The sequence below is a fragment of the Nonomuraea sp. NPDC049504 genome (assembly GCF_040676845.1).
Taxonomy (GTDB): domain Bacteria; phylum Actinomycetota; class Actinomycetes; order Streptosporangiales; family Streptosporangiaceae; genus Nonomuraea; species Nonomuraea salmonea.
Map to the genome: position 1 here is coordinate 91,456 of NZ_JBFAPT010000027.1, position 25,689 is coordinate 117,144.

27 protein-coding genes and 2 pseudogenes are annotated in these 25,689 nt (G+C 70.9%); 15 read left to right on the top strand and 14 right to left on the bottom strand.

Annotated elements, in window-relative coordinates; all coding sequences use genetic code 11:
- The first annotated feature begins 50 nt into the window (after positions 1-50).
- The gene (locus AB0K28_RS39685; protein ID WP_364380472.1) at positions 51-626 is read left to right on the top strand and encodes a helix-turn-helix domain-containing protein; all 576 of its coding nucleotides are present in this window, start codon (positions 51-53) and stop codon (positions 624-626) included.
- Here the strand turns inward: AB0K28_RS39685 and AB0K28_RS39690 are convergent.
- A complete protein-coding gene (locus AB0K28_RS39690) occupies positions 616-1,377 on the bottom strand; it encodes an SDR family oxidoreductase (protein ID WP_364380475.1) in 762 nt (253 codons plus the stop codon). The genes AB0K28_RS39685 and AB0K28_RS39690 overlap by 11 nt on opposite strands.
- 91 nt (positions 1,378-1,468) lie before the next feature.
- Between AB0K28_RS39690 and AB0K28_RS39695 the strand changes: the two genes are divergently transcribed.
- On the top strand, positions 1,469-2,146 hold the full coding sequence (locus AB0K28_RS39695; protein WP_364380478.1) for a ThuA domain-containing protein: 678 nt from the start codon (positions 1,469-1,471) through the stop codon (positions 2,144-2,146).
- Here the strand turns inward: AB0K28_RS39695 and AB0K28_RS39700 are convergent.
- Entirely contained in the window at positions 2,136-2,549 is a 414-nt protein-coding gene (locus AB0K28_RS39700; RefSeq protein ID WP_345398422.1) for a TIGR03668 family PPOX class F420-dependent oxidoreductase, read from the bottom strand. The two genes, AB0K28_RS39695 and AB0K28_RS39700, sit on opposite strands and share 11 nt — an antisense overlap.
- Before the next feature lie 75 nt (positions 2,550-2,624).
- Here AB0K28_RS39700 and AB0K28_RS39705 point away from each other — a divergent pair, with 75 nt between their 5' ends.
- On the top strand, positions 2,625-3,512 hold the full coding sequence (locus AB0K28_RS39705) for a hypothetical protein (protein ID WP_364380481.1): 888 nt from the start codon (positions 2,625-2,627) through the stop codon (positions 3,510-3,512).
- 170 nt (positions 3,513-3,682) lie between these two features.
- Here the strand turns inward: AB0K28_RS39705 and AB0K28_RS39710 are convergent, their stop codons facing one another.
- The 3 genes from AB0K28_RS39710 to AB0K28_RS39720 form a co-directional block, all read right to left on the bottom strand.
- Complete coding sequence (locus tag AB0K28_RS39710; protein WP_364380484.1) at positions 3,683-3,982, bottom strand: hypothetical protein; 300 nt, start codon at positions 3,980-3,982, stop codon at positions 3,683-3,685.
- A 283-nt stretch (positions 3,983-4,265) separates the two neighbouring features.
- The gene (locus AB0K28_RS39715) at positions 4,266-4,886 is read right to left on the bottom strand and encodes a MerR family transcriptional regulator (RefSeq protein ID WP_364380487.1); all 621 of its coding nucleotides are present in this window, start codon (positions 4,884-4,886) and stop codon (positions 4,266-4,268) included.
- A gap of 15 nt (positions 4,887-4,901) precedes the next feature.
- Positions 4,902-5,750, bottom strand: coding sequence for a LysR family transcriptional regulator (locus tag AB0K28_RS39720; RefSeq protein ID WP_345398434.1), 849 nt, complete (start codon positions 5,748-5,750; stop codon positions 4,902-4,904).
- A 149-nt stretch (positions 5,751-5,899) separates the two neighbouring features.
- Between AB0K28_RS39720 and AB0K28_RS39725 the strand changes: the two genes are divergently transcribed.
- The 4 genes from AB0K28_RS39725 to AB0K28_RS39740 all read left to right on the top strand — a co-directional run bounded on the left by AB0K28_RS39725 (position 5,900) and on the right by AB0K28_RS39740 (position 10,177).
- Positions 5,900-6,970, top strand: coding sequence for an acetyl-CoA acetyltransferase (locus AB0K28_RS39725; RefSeq protein WP_364380490.1), 1,071 nt, complete (start codon positions 5,900-5,902; stop codon positions 6,968-6,970).
- A 58-nt stretch (positions 6,971-7,028) separates the two neighbouring features.
- Positions 7,029-7,898 carry a MurR/RpiR family transcriptional regulator gene (locus AB0K28_RS39730; RefSeq protein ID WP_345398446.1) on the top strand — a complete coding sequence of 290 codons (870 nt, stop codon included), beginning with the start codon at positions 7,029-7,031 and terminating at the stop codon, positions 7,896-7,898.
- Positions 7,895-8,641 (top strand): SIS domain-containing protein, encoded by a 747-nt coding sequence (locus AB0K28_RS39735; RefSeq protein ID WP_364380493.1) that lies wholly within the window; start codon positions 7,895-7,897, stop codon positions 8,639-8,641. Before AB0K28_RS39730 ends, AB0K28_RS39735 begins: the two co-directional genes overlap by 4 nt.
- A gap of 180 nt (positions 8,642-8,821) precedes the next feature.
- Positions 8,822-10,177: a cellulose binding domain-containing protein gene (locus AB0K28_RS39740; RefSeq protein WP_364380496.1), complete on the top strand. Its 1,356-nt coding sequence runs from the start codon at positions 8,822-8,824 to the stop codon at positions 10,175-10,177.
- A 189-nt stretch (positions 10,178-10,366) separates the two neighbouring features.
- On the opposite strand, the pseudogene AB0K28_RS39745 reads toward AB0K28_RS39740, so the two are convergent.
- Positions 10,367-10,972, bottom strand: a pseudogene (locus tag AB0K28_RS39745) (transposase); the annotation flags it as partial.
- A gap of 146 nt (positions 10,973-11,118) precedes the next feature.
- Between AB0K28_RS39745 and AB0K28_RS39750 the strand changes: the two are divergent.
- The 4 genes and pseudogenes from AB0K28_RS39750 to AB0K28_RS39765 form a co-directional block, all read left to right on the top strand.
- Positions 11,119-12,372 carry an extracellular solute-binding protein gene (locus tag AB0K28_RS39750; protein ID WP_364380499.1) on the top strand — a complete coding sequence of 418 codons (1,254 nt, stop codon included), beginning with the start codon at positions 11,119-11,121 and terminating at the stop codon, positions 12,370-12,372.
- Positions 12,373-13,257, top strand: coding sequence for a sugar ABC transporter permease (locus AB0K28_RS39755; RefSeq protein ID WP_364380502.1), 885 nt, complete (start codon positions 12,373-12,375; stop codon positions 13,255-13,257).
- A complete protein-coding gene (locus AB0K28_RS39760) occupies positions 13,254-14,072 on the top strand; it encodes a carbohydrate ABC transporter permease (RefSeq protein ID WP_345398465.1) in 819 nt (272 codons plus the stop codon). The genes AB0K28_RS39755 and AB0K28_RS39760 overlap by 4 nt, the downstream gene beginning before the upstream one ends.
- 107 nt (positions 14,073-14,179) lie before the next feature.
- A pseudogene (locus tag AB0K28_RS39765) lies at positions 14,180-14,347 on the top strand (IS982 family transposase); the annotation flags it as partial.
- 159 nt (positions 14,348-14,506) lie between these two features.
- Here AB0K28_RS39765 and AB0K28_RS39770 read toward each other — a convergent pair.
- Entirely contained in the window at positions 14,507-14,809 is a 303-nt protein-coding gene (locus AB0K28_RS39770; RefSeq protein WP_364380505.1) for a hypothetical protein, read from the bottom strand.
- A 110-nt stretch (positions 14,810-14,919) separates the two neighbouring features.
- Between AB0K28_RS39770 and AB0K28_RS39775 the strand changes: the two genes are divergently transcribed.
- A complete protein-coding gene (locus AB0K28_RS39775) occupies positions 14,920-15,396 on the top strand; it encodes a winged helix-turn-helix domain-containing protein (RefSeq protein WP_364380508.1) in 477 nt (158 codons plus the stop codon).
- 41 nt (positions 15,397-15,437) lie between these two features.
- Positions 15,438-15,962 (top strand): GntR family transcriptional regulator, encoded by a 525-nt coding sequence (locus AB0K28_RS39780; RefSeq protein WP_364380511.1) that lies wholly within the window; start codon positions 15,438-15,440, stop codon positions 15,960-15,962.
- Here AB0K28_RS39780 and AB0K28_RS39785 read toward each other — a convergent pair.
- The 4 genes from AB0K28_RS39785 to AB0K28_RS39800 form a co-directional block, all read right to left on the bottom strand.
- Positions 15,940-16,848, bottom strand: coding sequence for a carbohydrate ABC transporter permease (locus tag AB0K28_RS39785; RefSeq protein WP_345398480.1), 909 nt, complete (start codon positions 16,846-16,848; stop codon positions 15,940-15,942). The genes AB0K28_RS39780 and AB0K28_RS39785 overlap by 23 nt on opposite strands.
- A gap of 9 nt (positions 16,849-16,857) precedes the next feature.
- Positions 16,858-17,769, bottom strand: a complete 912-nt coding sequence (locus tag AB0K28_RS39790; RefSeq protein ID WP_345398483.1) for a sugar ABC transporter permease — start codon at positions 17,767-17,769, stop codon at positions 16,858-16,860.
- Positions 17,769-19,181, bottom strand: coding sequence for an N-acetylglucosamine/diacetylchitobiose ABC transporter substrate-binding protein (gene ngcE, locus AB0K28_RS39795; RefSeq protein ID WP_364380515.1), 1,413 nt, complete (start codon positions 19,179-19,181; stop codon positions 17,769-17,771). The genes AB0K28_RS39790 and ngcE overlap by 1 nt, the downstream gene beginning before the upstream one ends.
- Before the next feature lie 124 nt (positions 19,182-19,305).
- Positions 19,306-20,175, bottom strand: coding sequence for a MurR/RpiR family transcriptional regulator (locus AB0K28_RS39800; protein ID WP_364380518.1), 870 nt, complete (start codon positions 20,173-20,175; stop codon positions 19,306-19,308).
- Positions 20,176-20,254: 79 nt separating this feature from the next.
- Here AB0K28_RS39800 and AB0K28_RS39805 point away from each other — a divergent pair, with 79 nt between their 5' ends.
- Positions 20,255-21,208 (top strand): BadF/BadG/BcrA/BcrD ATPase family protein, encoded by a 954-nt coding sequence (locus AB0K28_RS39805; RefSeq protein ID WP_364380521.1) that lies wholly within the window; start codon positions 20,255-20,257, stop codon positions 21,206-21,208.
- Here the strand turns inward: AB0K28_RS39805 and metE are convergent.
- A complete protein-coding gene (metE, locus tag AB0K28_RS39810) occupies positions 21,205-23,349 on the bottom strand; it encodes a 5-methyltetrahydropteroyltriglutamate--homocysteine S-methyltransferase (protein ID WP_364380524.1) in 2,145 nt (714 codons plus the stop codon). The two genes, AB0K28_RS39805 and metE, sit on opposite strands and share 4 nt — an antisense overlap.
- Between metE and AB0K28_RS39815 the strand changes: the two genes are divergently transcribed.
- A complete protein-coding gene (locus tag AB0K28_RS39815; protein WP_364380527.1) occupies positions 23,348-24,277 on the top strand; it encodes a LysR family transcriptional regulator in 930 nt (309 codons plus the stop codon). The two genes, metE and AB0K28_RS39815, sit on opposite strands and share 2 nt — an antisense overlap.
- On the opposite strand, the gene AB0K28_RS39820 is transcribed toward AB0K28_RS39815, so the two are convergent.
- Positions 24,274-24,954: a DNA alkylation repair protein gene (locus AB0K28_RS39820; protein WP_345398501.1), complete on the bottom strand. Its 681-nt coding sequence runs from the start codon at positions 24,952-24,954 to the stop codon at positions 24,274-24,276. The genes AB0K28_RS39815 and AB0K28_RS39820 overlap by 4 nt on opposite strands.
- Positions 24,951-25,619 carry a TetR/AcrR family transcriptional regulator gene (locus tag AB0K28_RS39825; RefSeq protein WP_345398504.1) on the bottom strand — a complete coding sequence of 223 codons (669 nt, stop codon included), beginning with the start codon at positions 25,617-25,619 and terminating at the stop codon, positions 24,951-24,953. Before AB0K28_RS39825 ends, AB0K28_RS39820 begins: the two co-directional genes overlap by 4 nt.
- Positions 25,620-25,689 lie beyond the last annotated feature (70 nt).

Below are 25,689 nucleotides of genomic sequence, written 5' to 3' on the forward strand. Positions count from 1 at the left end.
GGATGTCATGTGCTCGGGTATGGGCGAGACACCGCTCATATCATGGGCGGATGGGCACCCGTGAACGCATCATCGACGCCGCTGAGCAGGCGATTCAGGAGTTCGGCATCTCGGGGGCCACCACCAAGCGCATCGCGAAACAGGCGGCGTGCTCCGAGGCGCTGCTCTACAAGCACTTCGTCGGCAAGGAGGAGCTGTTCCTCGCCGTGGTGATCGAGCGCATGCCGGCGCTGGGCCCGGCGCTGGAGGAGCTGCGCGCCGCCGTCGGCCGGGGCGACCTGCGCGCCAACCTCGTCACGTTCACGCTGGCCGCGCTGGGCTTCTACACCCGCGCCCAGGGCATCGCCGGCGGCCTGCTCGGCGACCCGGCGCTGATCACCGGGTTCCGCGCCCTGCTGGCCGAACGGGGCTCCGGGCCGCACGTGCCGATCCAGGTGCTGGCCGGCGTCCTGCGGGACGAGCAGCGCGCCGGCCGCGTCGACGCCGCTCTGGACGCGGACGCGGCGGCGTCGATGCTCATGGGCGCCTGCTTCCACCGGGCCAACCTGGCCCGCTTCGTGGACCTGCCCGGCCACGGCGACGAGGAGTGGGCCGCCGCCGTCGTCGGCACCCTGCTCAGGCGATGACCCTGGCCTCCCCGCCGTCCACCAGCAGCGACACCCCGTTCACGTACGACGCCCGCTCGCTGGCCAGGAACGCCACCACGTCGCCCACCTCCTCGGGCCGCCCGACCCGCCCCACCGGCACGCCCGCGCCGCGCTCGCGCAGCGCCGCCTCGTCGCCGGCCAGCTGACGCAGCCGCTCCGTCTCGATGGGCCCCGGCATCACGTTGTTGACCAGCACCCCCTCGTCGCCCACCTCGCGGGCCAGGGTGCGCACCACGCCCGCGACGGCCGTACGCATGGCGTTGGACAGCGCGAGCCCGTCGATCACCTCGCGGGCCGACCTGCCGGTGATGGTGACGATCCGGCCCCAGCCGCGCGAGCGCATCTCCGGCAGCACCGCGTGCATCAGCCGGACCATGCCGAGCAGGTTGCGCTGGACGGCGGCGTCCCAGTCGTCCAGCCCGACCTCGTCGAACCGGCCCGGCCTGGGCCCGCCCGCGTTGGCCACCAGGATGTCCACGGGACCGAGCACGTCGCGCGTCTCCTCGACCACCCGCCGGGCGGCGGCCGGATCCTCCACGTCGGCCAGCACCGCGTGCACGACCTTGCCGAACTCCTGCAGTTCCACCACCGCGTCCGCGAGCTTCTCCGGGTCGCGGGCGCTGACGCACACGTCGCAGCCCTCCCGCGCGAGGCTCTTGGCCGCCGCGAGGCCGAGGCCCGCGCTGCCACCGGTGACGAGGGCGACCTTGCCCGAGATGCCGAGATCCATACGGCCGACTATAGATCGTGCGGGCCTGGCCGCTCGTACGGCTGTGCCGGTACGGGTGGTAATGCCGCGACAGGCATGATGGGCTGGGCGGGTGGCGAGAAATCTCATCCTTTCTGGAGGCCTGTTCCACGACTTCGCCGCCACATCGGCCGCGCTCGCGGAGGTGCTCGCCGAGGTGGGGGTCGAGTCGGAGATCACCGAGGACATCGCGGGAGCGCTCAGCGAGCCGTCGGAGTTCCAGCTCATCACCGTCAACGCGCTGCGCTGGCAGATGACCCAGGACCGCTTCGCCGGCCTGCGCGACCAGTGGCGCTTCACCCTGCCGGCCGGCGCGCGGGCCACCCTGCTCGACCATCTCGACCAGGGCGGCGGGCTGCTCTGCATGCACTCGGCGGCGATCTGCTTCGACGACTGGCAGGGCTGGCCGCGCGTGCTCGGCGGCTGCTGGGTCTGGCCCAAGTCGCACCACCCGCCGCTCGGCTGGACGGGCGTGCGGGTGCACGGCGGGCATCCGGTCGTGGACGGCCTGCGTGACTTCGACGTGGTGGACGAGGTCTACAGCGACCTCGACGTGCTGCCCGACGTCCGGCCGCTGGCCTCGTCGGCGAGCGGCCAGCCCCTGGTGTGGGCCAGGCCGGTGCGCAGGGGGCGGGTCCTGTACGACGCGCTCGGCCACGACACCAGGTCGTACGACAACGAGGTGCACAGGACGCTGCTCCAGCGCGCCGCGCTGTGGCTGCTGAAACGCCCGGTCACGGTCAGGGACTAGCCGCCCACGCGCTCCAGCGGGTCACCTCTATGCGGATGACGGCGCCGGCGGGCGGGCGCTCCCGGTACGGGGCGTACTTGGCGGCGAGGGCGGCCAGCGCCCGCTCGCGGGTTCCCGGGTCGTCCGCCTCTTCGGCCGTGCCGTCGGCGCGCACCCACCACAGCCGCGCCCAGTCGTCCTCGTAGTGATCGGCCAGCACGCTGACGGCGGGGTCGCGGGCGATGTCGCGCAGCCGGCCGAGCCGCATGGTCGTCTTGGGCTTGTGATCGACGGCCGTCACGATGGCGCCGTCGAGCAGCGCGAACGTGATGGGCACGATCCGCGGCGTCCCGTCTTCGGCCAGCCGCGCCATCCTGGCCACCGGCTGCCCAGCGAACATCTCCCGCGCCCGCTCTTCCCGCATGCCCCCATGCTCGCACCGGCGGCGTGTCCGATACCTACAAGACCGGCCGGTGGCGGGCTGGGCAGGATGACAGGCATGAACGTGAATCTGTCCGCCGTCCCCGGCTTCATGGCCGGGCACGCCCGCGTCCTCGACCGCCGCCGCTACGGCCTGCTCATGGGCGAGGAGGACGCGACGGGCGCACTCGCCGCACTCGACGCCTACCGCAACCCCGACGGCGGCTACGGCTGGGGCCTCGAGCCCGACCTGCGCTCGCCGGAGAGCCAGCCGGGCGCGGCCCTGCACGCCTTCGAGGTCTTCGAGGAGGCCGGTCCCGTCACCTCGCCGCACGCCGCGGCCCTGTGCGACTGGCTGGCATCCGTGACGCTGCCCGACGGCGGCCTGCCCTTCGCCCTGCCGGTCGGGGTCTCCACCGGCACCGCGACGTGGTGGGCGGGCGCCGACTCCACCTCCTCGTCGCTGCAGATCACCGCCGTCACGGCGGCCGTCGCCCACCGGGTGGCCGCCCACGACCGGGCGGTGGCCGAGCACCCCTGGCTGGAGCGGGCCACTCGCTACTGCATCGACGCCATCCGCGCCATGGAGGAGCGACCGTACGCGTACGTGCTGTCCTTCGCCGTCCGCTTCCTCGACGCCGTCCACGACCGCCACCCCGCCGCCGCCGACCTGCTCAAACGGCTCGGCGCGTACATCCCGGAGGACGGCAGGGTCCCGGTGGAGGGCGGCACCGCCGACGAGGCCCTGCGGCCGCTGGACTTCGCGCCGTACCCCGGCAGCCCCGCCCGAGCCCTGTTCGACCCCGCCGTGATCGCCGCCGACCTGGTCAGGCTGGCCGGCGAGCAGCAGGACGACGGCGGCTGGGTGGTCGACTACGCCCGCTTCTCACCCGCCGGCTCCATGGAGTGGCGCGGCGCGGCCACCGTGCACGCCGTCCAGGTGCTGCGCGCCAACGAGCTGATCTAACCGATCACGCGCTCCGAGCTGTCCAGCCAGACGCGCTGCCCGTCGGGAGTGACGGTCATCCCGAAACGGACGCGCCCCGGCTCACCCCAGCGCACCCACCGGAAGTAGGCATCGGTGACCTCCGTCCACACCGGGCGGTCGCGCTCAGCTCGTACAGCGTGTACGCGTCCTCACCCGGCGCCCAGCTGCGACCGCATGACCATGTAGTCGGCGTACTCGCGGAAACGGCCGTGCGCGGTGCCGTCCGGCATCACCACCAGCCGCAGCACGTGCCCCTCGCCGACGCCCGTCCGCACGGGCGTCACGATCACCCCACCCGGCCTGCACCGCTCCACCCACGCGTACGGCACGCTCCGCACCGCACAGGTGACGTGCACGCGATCGTACGGTCCACCCGCCGCCCCCTGAGCACCGTCCCCGACGACCAGCCGCGGCCGGACGCCCGCCTCGGCCAGGTTCTTCGCCGCCACCTCCGCGACGGCCGGGTCGGCTCGGGGTCGGCGTCCCGGTCGATCAGAAACGGCGCCCGCCCGTCCTCGGGCGCGACGAACCCCCGCACCGGCGCGTACGCATGCCGCGGCACCGCCCGAAGCGCCTCTTCACCCGCCCCTCAACCGCCCCCCGCACCTGGGCGATGCGCGCCATCATGGCATCGAGCCCGGCCACTTCGTCCTCGCTGCGCATTCCGCTTGATTACCGCTTCGCGTGACCGCATGGCAACTGTCCGCGGCGGTGTGAGAGGGGCGGTCCTTGTCAGGGGGTGAGCCTTCGGGCCGACTCTGATTCGTGGGCCATGCGGCGCAAGGTGTCGAGCACGCGGCCGTACAGGACCGTGCCGAGGACCATGGCCTCCACGGCGGCGTCGCGGGGGCCGTCGTAGGGGATCATGTCCATCTCCACCTCCGACACCAGCCTGCGGGCCGCCTCCACGTACGGGGCCAGGTCGATGGACAGGCCGAGCTGGCGCATCCTGACGATGGTCTGGGCGAGTTCGTCGCGGGTGGGGGCTTCCTCCGTGATGTCCCAGCCGAGCTGCGTGATCAGGTCGTCCACCAGGGTGCGGGCCGAGCGCCACTCCTCGGTCTGCTCAGGGTCCACGGCGGGGCTGAGGGCGTAGTGGGCGGTGCCGAGGACGCGGTGGGTGGGCAGGGACTCGTCCTCGACGGCGGCGATCACCTGTTTGATGGAGGCGACGGAGAGCCGGCCGACCTCGAGGAGGGCGCGGATCATGCGGAGCCTGCGCAGGTGCGTCTCGTCGTACTCGGCCCTGGTCGCGGCGGTCTGCTCACCCTGGTGCAGCATGCCCTCGCGCAGGTAGTACTTGATCGTCGGGATCGCCACGCCGGACTTGGCGCTGAGTTCGGAGATGCGCATTATTGGATAATAGTACTATCCAGATCGTGCGAGATGCCGTGCGGCGCTCACCAGCTCGTGCACGTCGGCCTGGCGGTTCCAGAGGAAGACCACCTCGATGGGCGGCGTGTCCTCCTTGACCGGGACGAACATCACCGAGTCCGGCACGGTGGTGCCCTCATGGACGCAGAGCGCGTAACCGGCGCCCTCCCCGACCATCGTGATCACCAGGTCGTGGGTGGCGGCGGCAGGGCCCAGGCGGGGATGCAGGCCGTGGCGGACGAAGCCCTCCAGGAACCGGCGGGCTCCGGCCACCGCGTCCGACTCCGGCATCAGCAGCGGCTCGCCGGCGAGGTCGGCCAGCGACACGGCGTCGTGCTCGGCCAGGTGGTGCTCGCGGGGCAGCAGGGCGCGTACGGGGAAGCGGTGGACCAGCATGCGCGCCACGCCCCGGGGCAGCGAGCCGGGCGCGTACCCGAGCCCGGCCTGCAGGGTGCCGTCGGCGATGGAGACGATCTGCTCGGCGGTGCCCATCGGCGCGACGCGTAAGCGGCCGGTGTGCAGCTGGGACAGCAGCCGGGCGACGACGTCGGCGAGCCCGTCGGCGACGCCCAGGCGGGCCGTCGTGCCCTTGCCGCGCGCGGCGACGACCGCGCGCTCGAAGGCGTCGAGGGCGACCGTGGCCTGCGCCAGGAACGCCTCGCCCGCCTCGGTCAGCTGCACCCCGCTCGACGAGCGGCTGAACAGCTCGACCCCGATCTCCTTCTCCAGTGCCCTGAGCTGCTCGGACAGCGTGGGTTGAGCGATGTGCAGGGCGGCGGCGGCCCGTCGGAGGCTGCCCGCCCGCGCGATCGCCATGGCGTACCGGACATAGCGTAGATCCATCGCTCACCTCGGCGTGATGATGATGAGCTATCGGTAGATCGCACCTCCGTATTACAAGACCGGACAGCTTTCGTGAAGTTCCGCAGTCATCTCTTTTCACTGTCCCAAGCAAGCGCTAGCCTGGCCTGGGTCGGAGCGGAGGAGGGTGGATGCGGCCCTTCGCGGGACGTGCGGCCGTGGCGGGCGTGGGGATGACGGCGCTCAGCAGGCGGTCGGGGCGGAGCGAGCGCGAGCTGGCCGCGGCGGCGTGCCGGGCCGCCTGCGCGGACGCGGGCGTCGCGCCGCGCGAGGTGGACGCGCTGCTCAGCTACCACATGAACGACTCCGCGCCCGTCGTCCAGGTCGCCAGGGCGCTCGGGATCGAGCGGCTCGGCTGGCACAACGACATCGCGGGCGGCGGTACGCAGGCGGCTTCGATCCTGGGGGACGCGGCGCTGCTCATCGAGGCGGGCCTGGCCCGCCACGTGCTGGTCTACCGGGCGCTCAACGGCCGCTCAGGCAGGCGCATGAACGCGGTCAGCACCGGGCCGCAGGAGGAGTTCACGTACGGGATGGCCGGCCCGATCCCGATGTTCGCCCTGGCCGCCACCCGCTACCTGCACGACACCGGCCTGACCGCCGAGCACCTGCACGCCGTCGTCGACCAGTCCAGGCGGAACGGCGCGGGCAACCCCAGGGCGCTGCGCCGCGAGCCGCTCACCCTCGACGGCTACCTCGCCCGCCCGTACGTCTGCACGCCCCTGCGCACGGCCGACTGCTGCCAGGAGACCGACGGCGCCTGCGCCCTGCTGGTCAGCGGCGCACTCGGCGGGCCCAGGGTCCGGGCCGTGGTGCGCGGGGGAGGGCCGGGCTGCTCCGCGATGGACCGCGCCGCCGACGTGACGGCGATCTTCTCCGCGTACGTGGCCCCCATGCTGTGGGAGGCGTCCGGCATGAAGCCGCGCGACGTGGACGCGATGCTGCCCTACGACGCGTACTCGTGGCTGGTGCCCCGCCAGCTCGAGGACTTCGGGCTGGTCGAGCGGGGGGACTTGGGGGCGTACCTGCTGGAGCGCCGGCACGCCTGGGTGAACCCGCACGGCGGCCTGCTGTCGGAGGGCTACGTGCACGGCCTGAACAACGTGGCCCAGGCCGTACGCGAGCTGCGCGCGGGCGCCGGGACCGCGCTCGTGACCGGCTTCGGCGGCAGCTACGGAAGCGCCGCACTGCTCACCTGGTGACAAGAATTATCACCCGATGGCCTTGACGGAGGCGGGTGGTGAGCATAATTATCACCGCGTGGACCTCCTCAACCGCATCAGAGCCGACCGGCCCGACCTGCCCGAGGCGCTGCGCAAGGTGGCGGACGCCATCCTCGAGGCGCCGGGCGAGACCGTCCGGCTGACCATCGTCGACCTCGCCGAGCGCAGCGGGACGTCCACCGCCACGATCACCCGCTTCTGCCGGGCGCTCGGCTTCGCCGGGTACGCCGAGCTGCGGGTGGCCATCGCCACCGAGTCGGGCCGGGTGGCGCAGCAGACGTGGGAGACCGACATCGGCCAGGAGATCCTGCCCGACGACAGCCTCGAACGCGTGCTCGGCGTGGTCTCCGGAAACGACATCCGGCTCATCCAGGAGACCCGCGACCAGCTCGACCTGGCCGTGGTCGAGAAGGTCGCGCAGGCCGTGGCCAGGGCGGGGCGGGTGCTGCTGTTCGGGGTGTCGAGCAGCGCCGCGGTGGCCAGCGAGATGGAGTACCGGCTGCAGCGGATGCGCGTACCGACGTGGAGCAGGTCCGACGCGCACGCCGCGCTGACGGACGCGGCGCTGCTCGGGCAGGGCGACGTGGCGATCGGCATCTCCCACAGCGGCAGGACGCGCGAGGTCATCGAGGTGCTGGCGGAGGCCGGCAGCCACGGCGCGATCACCGTCGCCGTCACCTCGCAGCCGCGCTCGCCGCTCGCCGAGGTGGCCGAGCTGGTGCTCACCACGGCCAGCAGGGCGACCAGCTTCCGCTCCGAGGGGTTCGCCGCGATCCATTCGCAGCTGCTGGTGCTGGACGTCGTGTACGTGTCGGTGGCGCAGCGCACCTATGAACGGACGAAGCAGGCGTTCGACGTGACCGTCCGCGCGGTCGCCGGACATCGCCTGCCAGAAGGGGATATATGACTGTCAATCCGCAGGACTTCGTGGAACACATCGCCCGCCTCGTACGGACGATCCCCGAAGACCCCGAGATCTCCCGCGCCGCCGACCTGTTCACCAAGGCGCTGACCGGCGGCGGTGTCATCCAGGCGTTCGGCTCAGGCCACTCCGAGGCCGTGGCCATGGAGATCGCCGGGCGCGCGGGCGGCCTCGTGCCCACCAACCGGCTCGCGCTCAGAGACATCGTCCGTTACGGCGACGCCCCCGCCTCCGAGCTGGACCGCTACGACCTCGAACGCGACCCCGCCGTCGCCCGCCAGATCCTCGACCTGGCCCCCGTCCAGCAGCAGGACCTGTTCGTCATCATCTCCAACTCCGGCGTGAACGGCGTCGTCGTCGAGCTCGCCACCCTCGTCAAGGAGCGCGGTCACGACCTGATCGCGATCACCTCGCGCACTCACAGCGAAGCCGTCGCGTCCCGTCACCCCTCGGGCCGCAAGCTCGCCGACCTGGCCGACGTCGTCCTGGACAACCACGCGCCCTACGGCGACGCCGTGCTGCCCCTGCCCGACGGAGGCGCCACCGGCGCCGTCTCCACGATCACCTCCGCGCTGCTGGCCCAGCTCGTGGTCACGCAGACCGTACGCAACCTGCTCGAAGCCGGCGAGGTGCCGCCCGTCTACCTGTCGGCGAACGTCCCCGAAGGCGACGAGCGCAACCTCCGCCTGGAGGCGCTGTACGCGGGCCGCATCCGCCGCGGCGCCTGACCCCCGACCGACCCCCCGCCCGCCCCGGCGCCTGACCCGACCGGCCCTCACCGGACCGGCCCTCACCGGCCGCGGTGCCTGACCCTCCATCACTCCGGGCGCCGGATCGGCGCCACGACCTGTCTTCAGCATGTCCGCACGTCTCTCGGGAGCCGCACAACCGCAAGGAGCCCACCCCCCATGTCTCGAAATTTCGGTAAACGTCTTGTCTCCTTAGCCCTCCCCGCCGTCCTCATCGCGGTCACCCTGATCGCCTCACCCGCAGCCGCCGCCCAAGCCGTCCGCCTCCAGTACCGCACCGGCGCCCCCGGCGCCACGACCGCCCAGGCCGAGCCGTGGCTGCGCCTGTTCAACACCGGCACGACGACGATCCCGCTCAGCCAGGTCAAGATCCGCTACTACCTCACCGGTACGGAGACCTACCGCTTCGCCTGCTCCTGGGCCGTGGTCGGCTGCTCCACGATCACCGGCAGGTTCGCCCCGCAGGAGGGCGGCAAGCAGTACCTGGAGGTCGGCTTCACCTCCGGCAGCCTGAGCCCCGGCCAGAACACCAGCGACATGCAGCTGCGCTTCTACCGCGCGGACTGGCAGTCGTTCCAGCAGAGCGACGACTACTCCTACGGGCCGAACACCTCCTACGCCGACTGGGACAAGGTCACCGTCCATGTCGACGGGCAGCTCGCCTGGGGCACCCCCACCGGCACCGAGCCCGACCCCGACCCGGATCCCGATCCCGACCCGGGCGCCACCGGTGAGCTGTTCGACGACTTCACCTACACGAGCTCGACCGACGCCCGGCTGGCCCAGCGCGGCTGGACCGTGCGCTCGGCGTCGGGCGGCCCCGGAGTGCCCGGCGCGACCTGGTCACCGTCGGCCGTCTCGTTCCCCGGCGGCCTGCTGACGCTCGACTCGTCCACGAACGGCACCGCCGGCGGCACCGTACAGACCGAGCTGTCCACCGCCCAGCGCAAGTTCCGCGAGGGCACCTACGCCGCCCGCGTGCGCTTCAGCGACGCCCCCACCAGCGGCCCCGACGGTGAGCACGTGGTGCAGACGTTCTTCACCATCACCCCGCTGCGCTACGACCTCGACCCCGACTACGGCGAGCTGGACTTCGAGTACCTGCCGAACGGCGGCTGGGGCGAGCCGTCGAACATCCTCTACGCCACCAGCTGGGAGACCTACAGGAACGACCCCTGGCTGGCCGTGAACACCCACACCGAGGAGCGCACCAGCTTCGCCGGCTGGCACGACCTGGTCATCCAGGTCTCCGGCGGCCGCATCAAGTACTACGTGGACGGCCGCCTGTTCGCCGACCACGGCGGCGACCACTACCCCGAGACGCCCATGTGGATCATGTTCAACCAGTGGTTCATCGATCTTCAGGGCGCGAGCGGGACGCGGACGTACCGGCAGCAGGTCGACTACGTCTACTTCAGCGCGAACGAGGTCGTCGCGCCCGCCACCGTGACCTCCCGCGTCGCCGCGCTGCGGACGGCGGGCACCGCCTTCAAGGACACCGTCCCCAACCCGTGACCGACGCCCCCGCGCCCGCCCGGTGCGGGCGCGGGGCACCCCCCAGTGGACAAGGAACGTCTTGACATCCTCCCCCTCCCTTGAGAAGGGGGAGTCCCACGGTCGCCCGTGGGCCTTCCTGCTTCACCGCCGATCGCCCGCCCGAGAGGACTCTCGTTGAGGTCTTACCCCGGCTCCACAGGCGTTTCAGCTCTCCGCCAGCCCGGCGGCGAGCACCTTCTTGGCCGCGTTGACGTCCCGGTCGTGGACCGCGCCGCAGGCGCACTCCCACACGCGGATGGTCAGCGGCATCTCCTCCCGCAAGGCGCCGCAGGACGAGCACAGCTTGGAGGAGGGGAACCAGCGGTCCACCGCCACCAGGGTGCGCCCGTACCAGGCGGCCTTGCACTCCAGCATCGACCGCATCTGGCGCCAGGCCGCATCCGAGATGGCGCGCGCCAGCGAATGGTTGCGGACCATGTTGCGAACGTTCAGGTCCTCGATCACGACCGTTTGGTTCTCACGGACGAGCCGAGTGGTGACCTTGTGCAGGAAGCCCCTCCTGCGGTCGGCGATGCGGGCGTGGATCCGCGCCACCTTCCGGGTGTACTCGGCCGAGGCCCGCGACCTCTCGCGGGACGTGAACGCCGGATACCCGGCCCGCTTGGCGAAGAAGTTGGCGAAGGCCGCCTGAAGGTGGCGAAGCGCCTGCTGAAGGGTTACCGACGACACCTCGGACAGGAAGTCGAACTCGCCGCTGCGTTTCCATTCCGTCAGCTGCGCCGAGAGCTCCGCGTAGGAGACGCGGCGGCCTTCCAGCGCCTAGACGCGGGTACGGCTAGGAATCGTGTATTTGTTCGAAACTGCGTTTCGCCTGACGGCGAGACGCCTGCCCCTGTCCTGCTTCGCAAGAGTCCGATTCCTCCCTCGCCGGAAGGCGGGGGTTTCCTCGGAGGTCTTCGATGAAGAACCGCATCCTGGCCCTCGCGGCCGTGTTCGCGCTCGGGGCGTGCGGCACGGCCCAGGAGCCGCAGGCGGCCACGCCGGACGCCCCCGCCAAGCTGACCGTCTGGATCATGGACGGCAGCGTCACGCAGGAGCTGCTGAAGAAGTTCGAGACCGAGTACGAGACCGCGCACCAGGACGTGGACCTCGACATCCAGATCCAGCAGTGGGACGGCATCGGCGAGCGCGTCACCGCGGCCCTGGCCAGCACCGACGCCCCCGACGTGATCGAGGTCGGCAACACCCAGGTCGCCCAGTACAGCGCGAGCGGCGGCGTGACCGACCTGACCGCGAAGGTGGCCGACCTCAAGGGCGAGGACTGGCTGCCGGGCCTGGCGCAGCCGGGCAACGTGGACGGCAAGCAGTACGGCATCCCGTGGTACGCCGCCAACCGCGTGGTCGTCTACAACAAGGAGCTGTTCGAGAAGGCCGGCATCAAGGAGCCGCCTGCCACCCGCGACGAGTGGCTGGACATCACCTCAAAGCTCAACAAAGACGGAAATCAGGGCATTTATCTGACCGGTCAGACCTGGTACGCCCTCGCCGGCTTCGTCTGGGACGAGGGCGGCGACCTCGCCGTCCAGGAGGGCGGCCGGTGGAAGGGCGCGCTCGACACCCCGCAGGCGCTCGCCGCCATGGACTTCTACAAGCGGCTCCAGGCGCTCGGCAAGGGCCCCAAGGACGCCGACGAGGCCAACCCGCCGCAGCACGAGGTGTTCGCGCAGGGCAAGGTCGCCCAGATCATCGCCGTGCCCGGCATCGCCGCCCGCGTGCTGGAGGTGGACGCCGGGCTCAAGGACAAGATCGGCTTCTTCACCATCCCCGGCAAGACGGCCGACAAGCCGGGCACCGTCTTCACCGGCGGCTCCGACCTCGTCATCCCGGCCGCCTCCCAGCATCAGGAGCAGGCGTACGAGGTGGTCAAGGCGCTGGCGGGGGAGCAGTTCCAGACCGAGCTGGCCAAGACCATGAGCTTCGTGCCGAACCGTACCTCGCTGGCCGGCGTGCTCGACGGCGACGAGGGCACCGCGGCCATGGCCAAGGGGGCCGCCAGCGGCCGCGCCACCCCCAACACCCCCAACTGGGCCGCCGTCGAGGCCACCTCCGTGATCAAGCAGTACATGACCGCCGTGCTCACCGGCGGCGACCCGGCGGCCGAGGCGAAGAAGGTCTCCGAGTCCATCACCACGACCCTGAACAGCGGATCCTGAATGTGGTCGAGGAGCCGCTCGTACTGGCCCTACCTGCTCATCGCGCCCACGGTGGCGGGCGGGGCCTTCCTCCTGCTCTACCCGCTGCTCAAAGCGCTGCTGATCTCCCTGCAGCACTTCCGCATGGGGGAACTGATCAGGGGCGGGGCCGCGTTCGCCGGCCTGGACAACTACGCCGAGCTGCTCGGCGGCGAGCAGTTCTGGCAGGTGCTGCTGCGCACGCTGGTGTGGACGGTGATCAACGTCGTGCTCATCGTGGGCCTGGCCACCGGCGTCGCGCTCATGCTCCAGCACCTGCGCCGCGGCCTGCGCCTCGCCCTGATGAGCGCGCTCGCCCTCGCCTGGGCCATGCCGATCATCGCGGCGACCACGGTGTTCCAGTGGTTGTTCCAGTCGGAGCTGGGCATCGTCAACTGGCTGCTGGTCACGCTCGGCTTCGACTCGTTCGCCGGCTACACCTGGTTCGCGAACGGCACCGCCACGTTCGCCGTGCTCGTGGCGCTCGTGGTGTGGCAGTCGGTGCCGTTCGCCGCGCTCACCCTGTACGCCGGCCTCACCACGATCCCCAGTGAGCTGTTCGAGTCGGCCAGGATCGACGGCGGCACCGGCCGGCAGGTGTTCCGCCACGTCACCTTCCCCATGCTCAGGTCGCTGTTCGCCCTCATCACCTCACTGGAGATCATCTGGGTGGCCAAGTGCTTCCCGCAGATCTGGGTGCTCAGCCAGGGCGGCCCCGGCGACGCCACGACCACCCTGCCCGTCTACGCGTTCAAGGTCGCCCGCGTGCTGCACCGCTACGACCTCGGCTCCGCGGTGGCCATCCTGCTGGTGCTCGTGCTCGCCGCCGCCCTGATCAGCAACCTGCGCCGGATGGTCCGCTCATGAGAAGAGTCCTGCTCAACACCACGGCCGTCGCCGTGCTCCTGACCACGATCTTCCCCGTCTACTGGATGTTCCTGACGGCCTTCAAGCCCACCCGCGACATCCAGTCGGCCAGCCCCACCTTCTGGCCCGCGAACCCGACGCTCGACCACTTCGTCACGGCGGTCAACGCGCCGGGGTTCTGGACGTACTGGCGCAACAGCCTCCTGGTGACCGTGGGCGCGGTGCTGATCGCGCTCGTGGTGGCGCTGCTCGCGGCCTTCGCGGTGGCGCGGATGCGCTGGCGCGGGCGCGGCCCGTTCGTGGTGGCGGTCTTCGCCGCGCAGATGGCGCCGTGGGAGGCGCTGCTGGTGCCGGTGTTCGTCATCGCCCGCGACACCGACCTGCTCGACTCGCTCGCCATGCTGACCGGCGTCTACTTCATGTTCACCCTCCCCTTCACGATCGTGACGCTGCGCGGCTTCCTCGCCGCGATCCCGCCGGAGCTGGAGGAGGCCGCCCAGGTGGACGGGTGCGGCCGCATGACGGCCTTCCGCCGCGTGGTCTTCCCCCTGCTGGCACCCGGCCTGATGGCGACCTCCCTGTTCGGCTTCATCACCGCGTGGAACGAGTTCGCGTTCGTGAACGTGCTGATCATCAAGGCCCAGGACAAGCGCACCCTGCCGGTGTGGCTCTCGTCCTTCAGGGACGTCTTCGGCACCGACTGGGGCGCCACCATGGCCGCCGCCAGCCTGTTCGCCTTGCCTGCCCTGCTGCTCTTCCTGTTCTTGCAACGCAACGTCGGCACCGGCATGACAGCGGGCGCCGTCAAAGGCTAGACGACTGGCTCGGACATCAGCCACGACCGGGACGCAAGCCGCAGCTGACCGACGCCGAACTGCTCACCCTGGCCGTCGCCCAGGGCCTGCTCGGTAGCCACTCCGAGGCCCGCTTGCTGAGCCCGTCCTACCGCAACCGCACCCCTCGCCCCGGCGAAGAACTGCTCAAGCCGATCCGCCAGCTCATCGAGTCCGTCAACGACACCCTCAAGGGTCAGCTCAACCTCGAACCGCACGGCGGACGTACCGTCAGAGGGGTCGGCGCCCGCATCGCCCAGGCTTGCCCTGACGACGAACCCACCTCCGCTCCGCAAGACTTCCTGCCCTCCTACGATCGCCATCGATGCCCCACCGCACTCGGCGGTCACCCACCGATCGCTCGTGTGGACGATGCTGCGGGTCAATACAGCCAGGCCTTCATCGGGGGAGCGCCGTCACCTGGCGTCGCCGGAGCGTAGCTGCTCCCAGATCGCCGTGGTGATGGCGCGGCGGCCACGGGCGGCCTCGTCGACGAAGCAGGCGTCGCCGTGCCTACGGGTCCTGCGGATGAAGCTCTCGCCGCCGTAGTCGCACAGCTCGTAGCTGATCGACTGGTACGGGCAGGTGAAGTCGCGTACGCGGATGGAGTGGCCCATCGGCCGGATGGGGGTCCACGCCAGCTTCTTGTAGTCGGGGTTGGCGGGCGGGAGGTGCGTCGACAGACACCTGTCGTCATCTGGGATGGGGCAGATCGTCATGCATGAACCATAGCTCTGGTCGTCTGCTCTTGTCTGGTTGCACAGGAAAATCTGTCTAGATAGACAGAGTGATATGGGCACTCTTGCCCGCGTTGGCCTATGTTGCCTACGTGCTCGACTACGAAGGCGACACGCACGTCTACATCCAGATCGCCAACATCCTCAGAGAGCGGCTGGCGAATCTGTCGGCGGGCGACCCGGTGCCGAGCGAGGCGGACATCCAGTACGAGTTCGGCGTCGCCAGGACGACGGCCCGGCGCGCGATCCACGTACTGCGTGAGGAAGGGCTCATCTACACCGTCCAAGGGGAGGGCGCCTTCGTCGGACCGCCGGCGGGCGGGCCGCGCAAGAAGCGCAAAGTGCCGCTCTACCAGCAGATCGCCACGGAGATAGCGGGCGACATCAAAGCGGGGAAATACCGCCCAAGGCGGCCCATCCCCGGCGAGACGGCGCTCGTGAAGGAGCACGACGTGGCGCGCGAGACCGTCCGCAGGGCGATGGCGCTGTTGCGCGAGCAGGGCTGGATCTACACCGTGCCGCAGCGGGGCAGCTATGTGTCACCCGAGGAGAAGTGGCCGAAGGACTGATCATGCCTGTCCGCCCGTAGGCAGACGTCTACGATACGAGCATGCTCGACCGTGACGGTCCCGTCCCCCTCTACGTCCAGGTGGCCGAGGTGCTGCGCGAGCGGATCGCGGGCGGGGAGTTCGGGGTCGGCGACGCGCTGCCGAGCGAGGCGGCGCTGGAGGAGGAGTTCGGCATCGGGCGCACGACCGCCCGCAACGCGGCCCGCGAGCTGCGCAGGCGCGGCCTGGCCCACACCGTACGCGGCGAGGGCACGTTCGTCGGTCCTGCGGGGGTGCCCAGGGTGAAGCCGAGCAGGGCGCTGTACGTGCCGATCGCGGCGGCGGTCGCGGCCCGCATCACCCGCGGCGAGCTGCGGCCGGGCCGCGCGGTCCCCGACGCCGGCACGCTGTCGCGACATTACGGCGTCGCCCGGGTCACCGCCCGCCAGGCCGTCGCCCTCCTGGTACGCCAGGGCTGGGCGGTCGAGACTCCCCCGCGCGGCGTCCGCGTGGCCGACCCGTCCGCCTGGCCGCGCGAGCTCGCACCCGCGGGGGAACATCCGCTTACTTCAGTGCTCCTGAAGTGAGGCCGGACTGGATCTGGCGCTGGAAGGCCGTGTAGACGATCAGCATCGGGAGGATGGCCAAAGTCAGGGCGGCGAAGAGGGCGGACCAGTCCTGGTCGTAGCCGGCAGCCGTGGAGATGTCGGCGATGCCCATGGTCAGGACCCACTTGTCGCGCTCCTGCAGCAGGATGAGCGGGAGCTGGTACTGGTTCCACTGGCCCAGGATGTTGAAGATCGTGATGCTGATGATCCCTGGCCGGGCCATCGGCAGCATGATCTGGAAGAAGACCCGGGTGTGCGAGGCCCCGTCCACCATCGCGGCCTCGCCCACGGCGGTCGGCAGCGTCCTGAAGAACGCCGACAGGAAGAAGACCGTGAAGGGCATCGAGTACGCGATGTAGACCAGCACCACCCCCGCGTGCGTGTTCAGGCCGATGAACGGCCCGATCAGGGGGAGGTTGCCCATGTTCTGCACGACGAAGAACAGCGGCGTCAGCGCCAGATAGACGGGGAACGCCAGCCCCGAGACGAACAGCAGGTAGATGGCCCGGTTCCCGCGGAAGGGATACCGGGCCAGCACGTACGCCGCCATCGACCCGATGAGCATCGTCCCGAACGTACTGAACGACACGACGATGACGCTGTTGAGCATGTACTGCCCGATGTGCGCCTGCTCCCAGGCCCGCGCGAAGTTGTCCCAGCGCAGCGAGGCGGGCAGCGACCAGGCGTCGCCGAAGATCTCGTCCTCGCTCTTGACCGAGGCGAGGAACGTCCACACGATCGGGACCATCACGAGCAGCGTCCAGATCAGCAGGGCCAGGTGCGTCAGCATCCCGAGCGGCCCCAGCCGGTTCCTGCGCTCGGCGCGCGCGAGCTTGCGCGAGTTGGCCGCGGTCCACGAGGTCATCGTCGTCACCTAGTACTCGATTCGTTCGCGCCGGGACAGGCGCAGCGACAAGATCGCGAAGCCGACCGTGAAGAAGAACATCACCACGCCCAGAGCCGAGGCATAGCCGAAGCGGAAGTACTCGAAGGCGTTGCGGTAGATCTCGGCGGCCATGACCGTCGTCGAGCGGTCGGGGCCGCCGTGCTGCAGGGTCATCACCCAGACGATGGCGAACACGTCGAGGGCGAGGATGCCGAGATAGACCCAGGCGACCTGCACGGTGTCCCACAGCAGCGGCAGCGTGATGCGGAAGAACAGGCTGATCCGGCTCGCCCCGTCGATCTGCGCCGCCTCGAACATGTCCTTCGGGATGCCGGCGAGGCCGGCGGAGAACAGCACGACGTAGAAGCCGACCGCCTGCCACACCATGACGCTCAGCACCGACCAGAACGCCACGTCAGGGTCGGACAGGAACCCGACGGGTTCGAGCCCGAGCGCCATCAGCGGCCCGTTCAGCATGCCGCTGCCGTCGGGCCGGAACACCTGCTGGAACAGCACCGCGACCACGGCCACGGCCAGCACCTGCGGGAAGAAGAAGACCACCCGGTAGAACTTCGAGCCGCGGATGCCCGACGTGCCCTGCCGGCCGCCCACGTTCAGCAGGAACGCGAAGAACAGCGCGATCACGATCGTGATCAGCGGCAGCAGCACGAGCAGGGCCGCGTTGTGGGTGACCGCCTTCCAGAACGCGGTGTCGGCGAACAGCCGCTGGAAGTTCTCCAGGCCGATGAAGCGCGGCGTGGCCGTCACGCCGCGCCAGTCCGTCATCGCGATGTAGAACGCCTGGACGTACGGGGCGATCACGTACACCAGGTAGAGAATCACCGGGGCTGCCAGGAACGAGGTGATGAACAGCCCGCGGCGATACCTGTTGAAGGTCATCAGCGCTTGTACTTCTTGATCGAGGAGTCGTTCTTGATCTCGTCGGCCTTCTTCTGGATGCGCTCGAGGTACTTGTCGGCGGTGAGGTTGCCGGACATCAGCTCGCCGGTGGCGGCGATGGCCTCGTCCTTGAGCGGGCCGTACCAGTTGAACCAGCGGTAGTAGACGGTGTTGTCGCCGGCGTCCGCGACCGCCTTCGAGGCGCTGGTGACGCCGGGGGAGATGTCGCGGCCCTCGGTGGCGCCCTTGACCACGGTCATCGTGCGGACGAGCGCGCTGAAGTCACCGGCGGCCTTCTTCGACAGCATGGCCCGCAGGTACTCCAGGCCCGCCTGCGGGTGCGCGCTGCGCGAGGAGACGATGAAGTTCTCGCCCGGCTGGGTGTGCAGGGTGCCGTACGGCAGCTTGTCGGAGCCGGTGACGTCGGGGATGGGGAACATGCCGTACTCGAAGTCGTCCGGCGTGGTGGTCTTCTGCTCGTTCTCCAGCCACGAGCCGGACGGCAGCATGGCCACCTTGTACTTGTTCTGGGCGGTCTGCGTCTGTACGTGGTCGAGGCCGGTCGTGCCCTGCATGAGGTATTTTGCGCCCACCTCGGCCCAGGCCGCGGCGGCGGTCTTCATGGCCTCCGTCGTCCAGGCGCCGTCCTCCAGGTTGTCGATGTTCACCAGCACCTCGTTGCCGCCGATCTTGGCGGCCATGGTGAGCAGCGGCTCGTACAGGTATTGGGGGAACTTGCCGGCGTAGGTGAAGGGCGCCATCTTGCCGGACTTCTTGATGGTCTCGCACAGCGCGAGGAACGCGTCCCAGGTCTTCGGCACCTCCCACTCGTTCTCCCTGAAGACCTTCTGCGAGTACCAGATGCCGTGGATGTAGTTGACGTAGCCCAGCACGCTGAACTTGCCGTCGTACATGCCGATGTCGATGACCGACTGGTCGATGGTGTCGCGGACCTTGACGTTCGGGTCATCCCAGCTCGGCGCGTCGAGCAGCGGGGTCAGGTCCTGGAGCTGGCCGTCCTGGGAGAGCGCGCCGAAGTCCATGAAGTTCGCGCCCGAGTTGTCGATGACCTCGGGCGGGTTGCCGCCGGCGAAGCGCGGCTGCAGGATCTTGGTGATCTCCTTGGTGGAGTTGTGCTTGATCTCCACGCTCGGATACTTCGACTTGAACAGCGGCTGATGGATGTTCGTGGCGTACTCCTGGCCGAAGCCGCCGTCGAAGATCCACACCTCCAGCGGCTTGTCGTTGGCCACGCCGAACGGGTTCGCCGCGCTGGTCGCCGCGGGGGCGGCCGAGCTGGACTGCGCCGGCTGGGCGGCCGGGGTGGCGCAGGCGGCCAGCGCGCCCGCCACGGGCACGAGCGCCGCGCCGCGGAGGAGTTCGCGCCTGCTGATACGGGGGGTGTGAGGCATGGTGGCTATTCCTGACCTTTCATGGTCCGCTGTGGTGGAGCCCCGTCCGGTGGACGAGGCTTGGGTGATCGCCTGAGGGTGGGCCAGGACGCCGCCGCGGGCGGCCTCGCGCGGGGAGCGTCATTCAGCCTCTCTCCACCCGGTGGCCCTCGACGGCCCTGATCGTGCGTTCGAACGCCTCGTTCGTCCGCTCGTACGTGAGCTGCGCGACCGCCACGTACACCGCGTCCAGCACGAAGAGCTGCGAGTGCACGGCCGCGAGCCCGCCCAGCCTGAACGTGGTCTCCCTGCTCGCGGTGGTCAGCACCAGGTCGGCCAGCTCTGCGAGGGGGGAGCGGGCGAAGGAGGTGACGGCGACGGTCAGCGCGCCGTGGCCGCCCGCCTCGGCGAGCGCCTCCATGACCTCCCTGGTACGCCCGCGGTGGCTGATCCCGATGGCCACGTCGCCCGCCTTCATCAGCGCCGCCTCCGACAGCGCCACGTGGGCGTCGCCCGCGCTCCAGACCGGGATGCCGATGCGGCGCAGCCGCCCTTCGAGCATGGTGGCGACGTTCCCGCTGGTGGAGACGCCGACCAGGAGCACGCGCGGCGCGGCCACGATCGCGGCGGCCACCCGGCCCACCACGTCGAGGTCGAGCTGGGCCGCGGTGTCCTGGATGAGCCGGGTGTCGGCGGCGGCCATCACCTCGATGGCCGCGTCGAGCGGGTCGTCGGGGCCGATCTCGTGGCCGACGCCCGCGCCCCAGCCGGCCTGCGCGGCGCGGCCGGTCTCGGTGGCCAGCGCGACCCGCAGCTCGGCGTAGCCGGAGAACCCGAAGGCCCGGCAGAACCTGGTCACGGTCGCGGGCGAGCTGCCGGCGCGTTCGGCCAGCGCGATGATGGTCGAGCGCGCGGCCTCGGCCGGATCGCCGAGGATCACCTCGCCGACCCTGCGTAGAGCCTCCGGCAAGCCGGGTAGTTCTGTTTCGACGCGCCCGAGCGCTCCTGAAGTCACGAATATTCCTTCCGAATACCCGGTCTTCTGGCGAAAATTATTCTTGCTTACCGGTCGCGTCAACCCCCAGACTCGTTCCGTGACTGAATCGCTAGTGGTCGGTGTCGATGCCGGCGCCACCTCCACGCGGGTGTCCGTGCACGCGCTCGACGGCCGGAGGGTGGGGTACGCGCGGGCCGCCGCCGGCAACCCCACCGCCCACGGGCTCGCCAAGGCCGTCGCGGCGATCGGCGCCGCGCTGAAGGAGGCGCTGGACTCCCTCGACGGGAGCCGCGTCGCCGCCTCACTGGCGGGTGTCGCGGGGCACACCGCCGCGATGGTGCCCGAGCTGGCCGCGCTCTGGGCCGCTCACGGCATCCCTCAGCCGCCTGTCTACGTCCGGGACGTGACCATCGCCTACGCCGCCGGCTCCGCCGAGCCCGACGGCTCGCTGCTGCTGTCAGGCACGGGCGCGGTCGCCACCCGGGTGGCCGGTTTCGAGGTGGCGCGGATCGCGGACGGGCTCGGCTGGCTGCTCGGCGACCAGGGCTCCGGCTTCTGGATCGGCCGCGAGGCCGCCAAGGCGGTCGTCGCGTCCCTCGACCGCGGCCGCCTGCCGGCCCGGGATGACATCCTGACCGACCTGGTCCTCACCCACGTCCTCGGCCAGGAGCGGCCCGAGACCCCGCGTGCCATCGCCGATCGGGTCGTGCGGGTGGCGCAGACCGATCACATGGGGCTGGCCGCCCTGGCGGCACTGGTCAGCAAGGCCGCCGCGGCCGGCGACCCGGTGGCGGAGGGGATCGTCGGGCGGGCGGCCGGGCATCTGGTGGACACGCTGCGGCGGGTGCACGTGTCCGGGCCCGTGGTGCTCGCGGGCAGCGTACTGACCAACGACGGGCCCGTGCGTGACGCGGTCACGGAGCTGCTGGCCGGTGAACGGGTCGCGACGGCCAGGGACGGCGCGGGGGCGGCGGCCTGGCTCGCCGCCCGCCCGCTGCTCACCGAGCCGGAAGCCGCCTCCCGCCACGCCGCCTTCACCACCGCCCCCTAGAGCTCCGCGCGGAGGCGGCGGGTGGCGGTGATCACGTTGGTCAGCGACGCCTCCACCTCCTCGTACGTCCTCGTCTTCAGGCCGCAGTCCGGGTTGACCCACACCCGCTCGACCGGGAGCGCCTCGACAGTCCGGCGCAGGAGGGCCTCGACCTCGTCCACGGCGGGGACGCGGGGCGAGTGGATGTCGTACACGCCGGGGCCGAGCCCGCGCCCGAACCCTGGGACGGAGCCGAGGATGCGCCCGCCGGAGCGGGCGGACTCGATGGTGGTGACGTCGGCGTCCAGGCCGTCGATGGCGGCGAGGATCTGGTCGGCGTCGGAGTAGCACAGGTGGGTGTGGATCTGGGTGTGGTCGCTCGCTCCCGACGTGGCTCGCCGGTACGCCGCCACCGCCCACTCCAGATAGTCGGACTGGGCAGCGCGGCGCAGCGGCAGCAGCTCGCGCAGGGCCGGTTCGTCCACCTGGATGATCCGCACGCCGGCCGCCTCCAGGTCGCGCACCTCGTCCCTGATCGCGTCGGCCACCTGGAACACCACGTCGCGCAGCGGCAGGTCGTCACGGACGAACGACCAGGCCACGATCGTGACGGGCCCGGTGAGCATGCCCTTGACCGGCCGGTCCGTCAGCGACTGCGCGTAGGTGGCCCACCGCACGGTGATCGGGGCGGGCCTGGTGACGTCGCCGTGCAGGATCGGCGGCCGGGTGCAGCGCGACCCGTACGACTGCACCCAGCCGTTCCCGGTGACCGCGAACCCGTCGAGGTGCTCGGCGAAGTACTGCACCATGTCGTTGCGCTCCGGCTCGCCGTGCACGAGGACGTCGAGCCCGAGCCGTTCCTGCAGCCGGATCACCCGCTCGATCTCGGCCTCGACCCGCTGCTCGTAGTCCGCCTGCGGCAGCGTCCCGGCCACCACCGCCGCGCGGGCCGCGCGCAGCTCGCCGGTCTGCGGGAACGAGCCGATCGTGGTGGTCGGCAGGGGCGGCAACGTGAGCTGCGCGGCGGCCCGTACCGCATACGGCCCGCGCTCCTCCAGCGCCACAGGAGCGGCCGGCGGCACGGACACCTCAGGGATGCGCCCGGCGGCCGGGCGGTCCGCCGCGGCGAGTGCCACCACCTCGGCCACCTTCTCCTCGGCGAAGGCCAGCCGCTCCTTCAGCGCCGGGTCCAGGCCGGGCTCGGCGGCCAGCGTGTAGGGGACGTGCAGCAGGGAGCACGAGGTGGAGACGGTGACCCGGGAGGCTCGGACGGCCGCGAGGGTCGCCAGCGCGCGCTCCTGCGAGGTCCGCCACACGTCGCGCCCCGACACCACCCCGGCGACCACGGTCTTGCCGGTCAGATCGACGGCGGGGACGCCGCCGCGTACCAGGTCGAGCCCGACGGCCTCCACGGGCGTGCCGGCCAGCACCGGCAGCGCCTCACCGAGGTCGCCGTAGGGTGCGGCCACCAGCAGCGCGGGCCGCGCCGTCACGGCGCCCAGCCGCTCGTACGCCCGTCGCACCGCGTCGAGCTCCTCAGGCGTCCGGTCACCGACCAGCGCGGGCTCGTCGAGCTGCACCCAGGCGACCCCTTCGGCGGCGAGCGCCGCCAGCAGCTCCTCGTAGGGCCCGAGCACGTCGTCGAGCCGGTCCAGCGCCCCGCCCAGCAGCAGGAAGGTGACCGGCCCCACCACCACGGGCCGCGTCTCGTACCCCAGGGCCCGCGCCTCGCGCACCTCGCCGAGGGGTTTGGCCGCGTCCAGCTCGAACACCGTCTCAGGCCCGATCTCCGGCACGATGTAGTGGTAGTTCGTGTCGAACCACTTGGTCATCCGCAGCGGCGCCAGCTCCTCGGTGCCCCTGGCCATCGCGAAATAGGGGTCCGCCGCGTCGCGATACCGCTTCGGCACCGCCCCCAGCAGCACCGCCGTGTCCAGCACGTGGTCGTACAGGGAGAAGGTGTTGGACGGCAGTCCGTCGAGCCCCAGCTCGGCCAGCCGCCGCCAGGTGCGCTCGCGCAGCTCGGCGCCCACCCGGTCGAGCTCGGCCCGGGTGGACCGCCCGGCCCAGTACGACTCCAGCGCCCGCTTCAGCTCCCTGCGCGGCCCGATCCTCGGGTAGCCGAGCACCGTGGAGGCGGGGAAGACGGCGGTTGGGGACATGGGTTTCGACTCCCTCAGCAAGGACGATCAGGTCGCTCGCATCGTGCCGACCATCCGCCACGTCGTGCACCATGTATTGGTGCTGCTTATGCTCAGGGAGATCCAGTGCTTCACGCGGGTGGCCGAGCGGCTGAGCTTCTCGGCCGCGGCGGCCGACCTGGGGATGTCCCAGCCGGCGATGAGCCAGGCCGTCACCCGGCTCGAACGCGCCACCGGCACCAGGCTGTTCGAGCGCAGCGCCCGCGAGGTGCGGCTCACCGCCCAGGGCAAGGCGCTGCTCGCGTACGCGGAGCAGGTGATCGAGTCGGTACGCGCGTTCGGCGACGAGGCGGCCAGGCTGGCCAGGCCGACCATTCACCTGGCTTATCCACCGCTCGTCGGCGCGCTGGCGGCCAGGATCGCCAGGCGGCTCGCGAGCCGCACCCCGTCCATCGGGGTCGAGCTGCGCGCGGCGGGACGGACGGCCGCGGCACAGGCGCTGGCCGATCACGAGGTGTCGGCCGCGATCCTGGCGACGCCGGCGCCCGCGCAGTTCGTCACGGCGGCCAGGTTCCACGTCACGGTGGACCACCTGGCCGTGCCCGACGGGCACCGGCTGGCCGCGCGGCCACGGGCGAGCGCCACCGACCTGGGCGGCGAGGTGCTGCTGACCCCGGCGAGCCGCCCGTGGCAGGGGCTGCCGGGCAGGCCGCGGCTGGTGGCCGACGACGACTTCGCCGCCGCGCTCGACCTGGTGGCGGCCGGCGCCGGGCTGCTGCCCATCCCGCACCTGCTGGTGCGCACGGTCCGGCGCGACGACGTGCGGTTCGTGCCGCTGGAGGCGGGCGGGCTGCGCATCACGTACGCGCTGGCCTGGTCGAGGGAGCGGGTCACCCCTGAGCTGATGGCCCTCGTCCAGGCCGTGCAGGACGCGCTGTGGACCCGCTAGGAGGCGGGCACGTTCTTCAGCGCCTCGCGCTTGCTGAGCCCCGTCAGGCCCTTCGCCCGGACATAGCGGACGACCTCGGCGGGGTTGACCTTGGCGTATTCGCGTAACGCCCAGCCGATCGCCTTACGGGCGAAGAACTCGTTGTCGGACAGGCTCGGCTCGATGCACGCGTAGAGCAGCGCCGTGTCGGTGCGCTCCTTGAAGCGGTTCTGGCACAGGATGGCCGTGCGCCGCTTCCACAGGTCGGCGTCGTGGGCCCACTCGAGCATCATCGGGCGCATGGAGTCGGGGTAGGTGGCGAGCAGGTGGCCCATGCGGTGCGTGGCCAGCTCGTCGACCAGGTCCCACCAGGCGCCGGTGACGATCATCTCCTCGTACATGGGGACCGTGTAGAGGGTCTGGTAGTCGCGATAGAGGTGGTGGCCGGACAGCTCGATGGCGGCGTAGCGCTCCTCGCGGTATTCGGCCTCCCGCCACAGCGACAGCACCGCGCGCCGCCACTCGGGCGCGCTCTCCAGCCGGTGCTCGCCGAACACCACCCGCAGCACCGACCGCCTGGGCACCGCCTTCACGCCGAGGAACGGCATCTCCGACTTCATGTAGGCCCGCATGGTCTCGGCCTTGCCGGGCTCGGCCACGTCCTGCAGTGCCAGCCGCACCGCCTTACCGAGGCTCATCCTTTGTGCGTGGTGCGGTCGCCCGTGGCGATGCCGTCGAAGAGCACGGTGATGTAGTGCTCGGCCAGCCCGGCCGTGTTGAGCCTGCCGCCTGGACGGAACCAGCGCACCGCCACCCAGATCGTGTCGCGGATCATCCGGTAGGTCAGCTTGGGGTCGACGTCGGCCCGCAGCAGCCCGGCCGCCTGCCCGGCCTTGATCTGCGAGACCCAGATCTGCTCGACCTCGTCCTCGGCCTTGACGAGGTAGTTGAAGCGCTCGAACTGACGCAGGTAGTTCCAGTCGTTCTGCATCACGGTGATGGCCGAGCGGTGGGGCTCCAGCGTGCCGAAGCCGATGCGGACCATCTCCTCCAGCACCGCGCGCGGGTCGGGACCCGAGTCGAGCGCGGCGCGGTAGCGGGCGAGCAGGTCGTCGAGGAAGGTGGACAGCACCTCGTCGACGATCGTCTCCTTGGAGTCGAAGTGGTGGTAAAGACTGCCGGAGAGGATGCCGGCCTCGTTGGCGATCTCGCGTACGGTCGTGGCCTGGAAGCCCTTGCGCGCGAAGAGCTCCGCGGCGAGCTTGACGAGGTGGTCACGGCGCTCTGACGCGGACCCCGATGAGGTCGCGCGCTGGCGCTTCGCCGGGGCGGTGGTGGTGCCGGAGTTCTTTCGCGTCGTCACGTCACCATTATGAGCCCTCAGACAATCGCTTGTTCACACAACAGTGCCAGCTCATACGGCGTTCCCGGCT

Excerpts from the sequence above, each read along its gene's own strand:
- AB0K28_RS39690 (WP_364380475.1), bottom strand. The coding sequence starts at position 1,377 with ATGGATCTCGGCATCTCGGGCAAGGTCGCCCTCGTCACCGGTGGCAGC.
- AB0K28_RS39820 (WP_345398501.1), bottom strand. The coding sequence starts at position 24,954 with ATGAGCCTCGGTAAGGCGGTGCGGCTGGCACTGCAGGACGTGGCCGAG.
- AB0K28_RS39700 (WP_345398422.1), bottom strand. The coding sequence starts at position 2,549 with ATGCGGGAAGAGCGGGCGCGGGAGATGTTCGCTGGGCAGCCGGTGGCC.
- AB0K28_RS39705 (WP_364380481.1), top strand. The coding sequence starts at position 2,625 with ATGAACGTGAATCTGTCCGCCGTCCCCGGCTTCATGGCCGGGCACGCC.
- AB0K28_RS39715 (WP_364380487.1), bottom strand. The coding sequence starts at position 4,886 with ATGCGCATCTCCGAACTCAGCGCCAAGTCCGGCGTGGCGATCCCGACG.
- AB0K28_RS39735 (WP_364380493.1), top strand. The coding sequence starts at position 7,895 with ATGACTGTCAATCCGCAGGACTTCGTGGAACACATCGCCCGCCTCGTA.
- AB0K28_RS39780 (WP_364380511.1), top strand. The coding sequence starts at position 15,438 with ATGCTCGACCGTGACGGTCCCGTCCCCCTCTACGTCCAGGTGGCCGAG.
- AB0K28_RS39750 (WP_364380499.1), top strand. The coding sequence starts at position 11,119 with ATGAAGAACCGCATCCTGGCCCTCGCGGCCGTGTTCGCGCTCGGGGCG.
- metE (WP_364380524.1), bottom strand. The coding sequence starts at position 23,349 with ATGTCCCCAACCGCCGTCTTCCCCGCCTCCACGGTGCTCGGCTACCCG.
- AB0K28_RS39685 (WP_364380472.1), top strand. The coding sequence starts at position 51 with ATGGGCACCCGTGAACGCATCATCGACGCCGCTGAGCAGGCGATTCAG.
- AB0K28_RS39720 (WP_345398434.1), bottom strand. The coding sequence starts at position 5,750 with ATGGATCTACGCTATGTCCGGTACGCCATGGCGATCGCGCGGGCGGGC.
- AB0K28_RS39725 (WP_364380490.1), top strand. The coding sequence starts at position 5,900 with ATGCGGCCCTTCGCGGGACGTGCGGCCGTGGCGGGCGTGGGGATGACG.
- AB0K28_RS39815 (WP_364380527.1), top strand. The coding sequence starts at position 23,348 with ATGGGTTTCGACTCCCTCAGCAAGGACGATCAGGTCGCTCGCATCGTG.
- AB0K28_RS39785 (WP_345398480.1), bottom strand. The coding sequence starts at position 16,848 with ATGACCTCGTGGACCGCGGCCAACTCGCGCAAGCTCGCGCGCGCCGAG.
- AB0K28_RS39760 (WP_345398465.1), top strand. The coding sequence starts at position 13,254 with ATGAGAAGAGTCCTGCTCAACACCACGGCCGTCGCCGTGCTCCTGACC.
- AB0K28_RS39790 (WP_345398483.1), bottom strand. The coding sequence starts at position 17,769 with ATGACCTTCAACAGGTATCGCCGCGGGCTGTTCATCACCTCGTTCCTG.
- ngcE (WP_364380515.1), bottom strand. The coding sequence starts at position 19,181 with ATGCCTCACACCCCCCGTATCAGCAGGCGCGAACTCCTCCGCGGCGCG.
- AB0K28_RS39755 (WP_364380502.1), top strand. The coding sequence starts at position 12,373 with ATGTGGTCGAGGAGCCGCTCGTACTGGCCCTACCTGCTCATCGCGCCC.
- AB0K28_RS39740 (WP_364380496.1), top strand. The coding sequence starts at position 8,822 with ATGTCTCGAAATTTCGGTAAACGTCTTGTCTCCTTAGCCCTCCCCGCC.
- AB0K28_RS39770 (WP_364380505.1), bottom strand. The coding sequence starts at position 14,809 with ATGACGATCTGCCCCATCCCAGATGACGACAGGTGTCTGTCGACGCAC.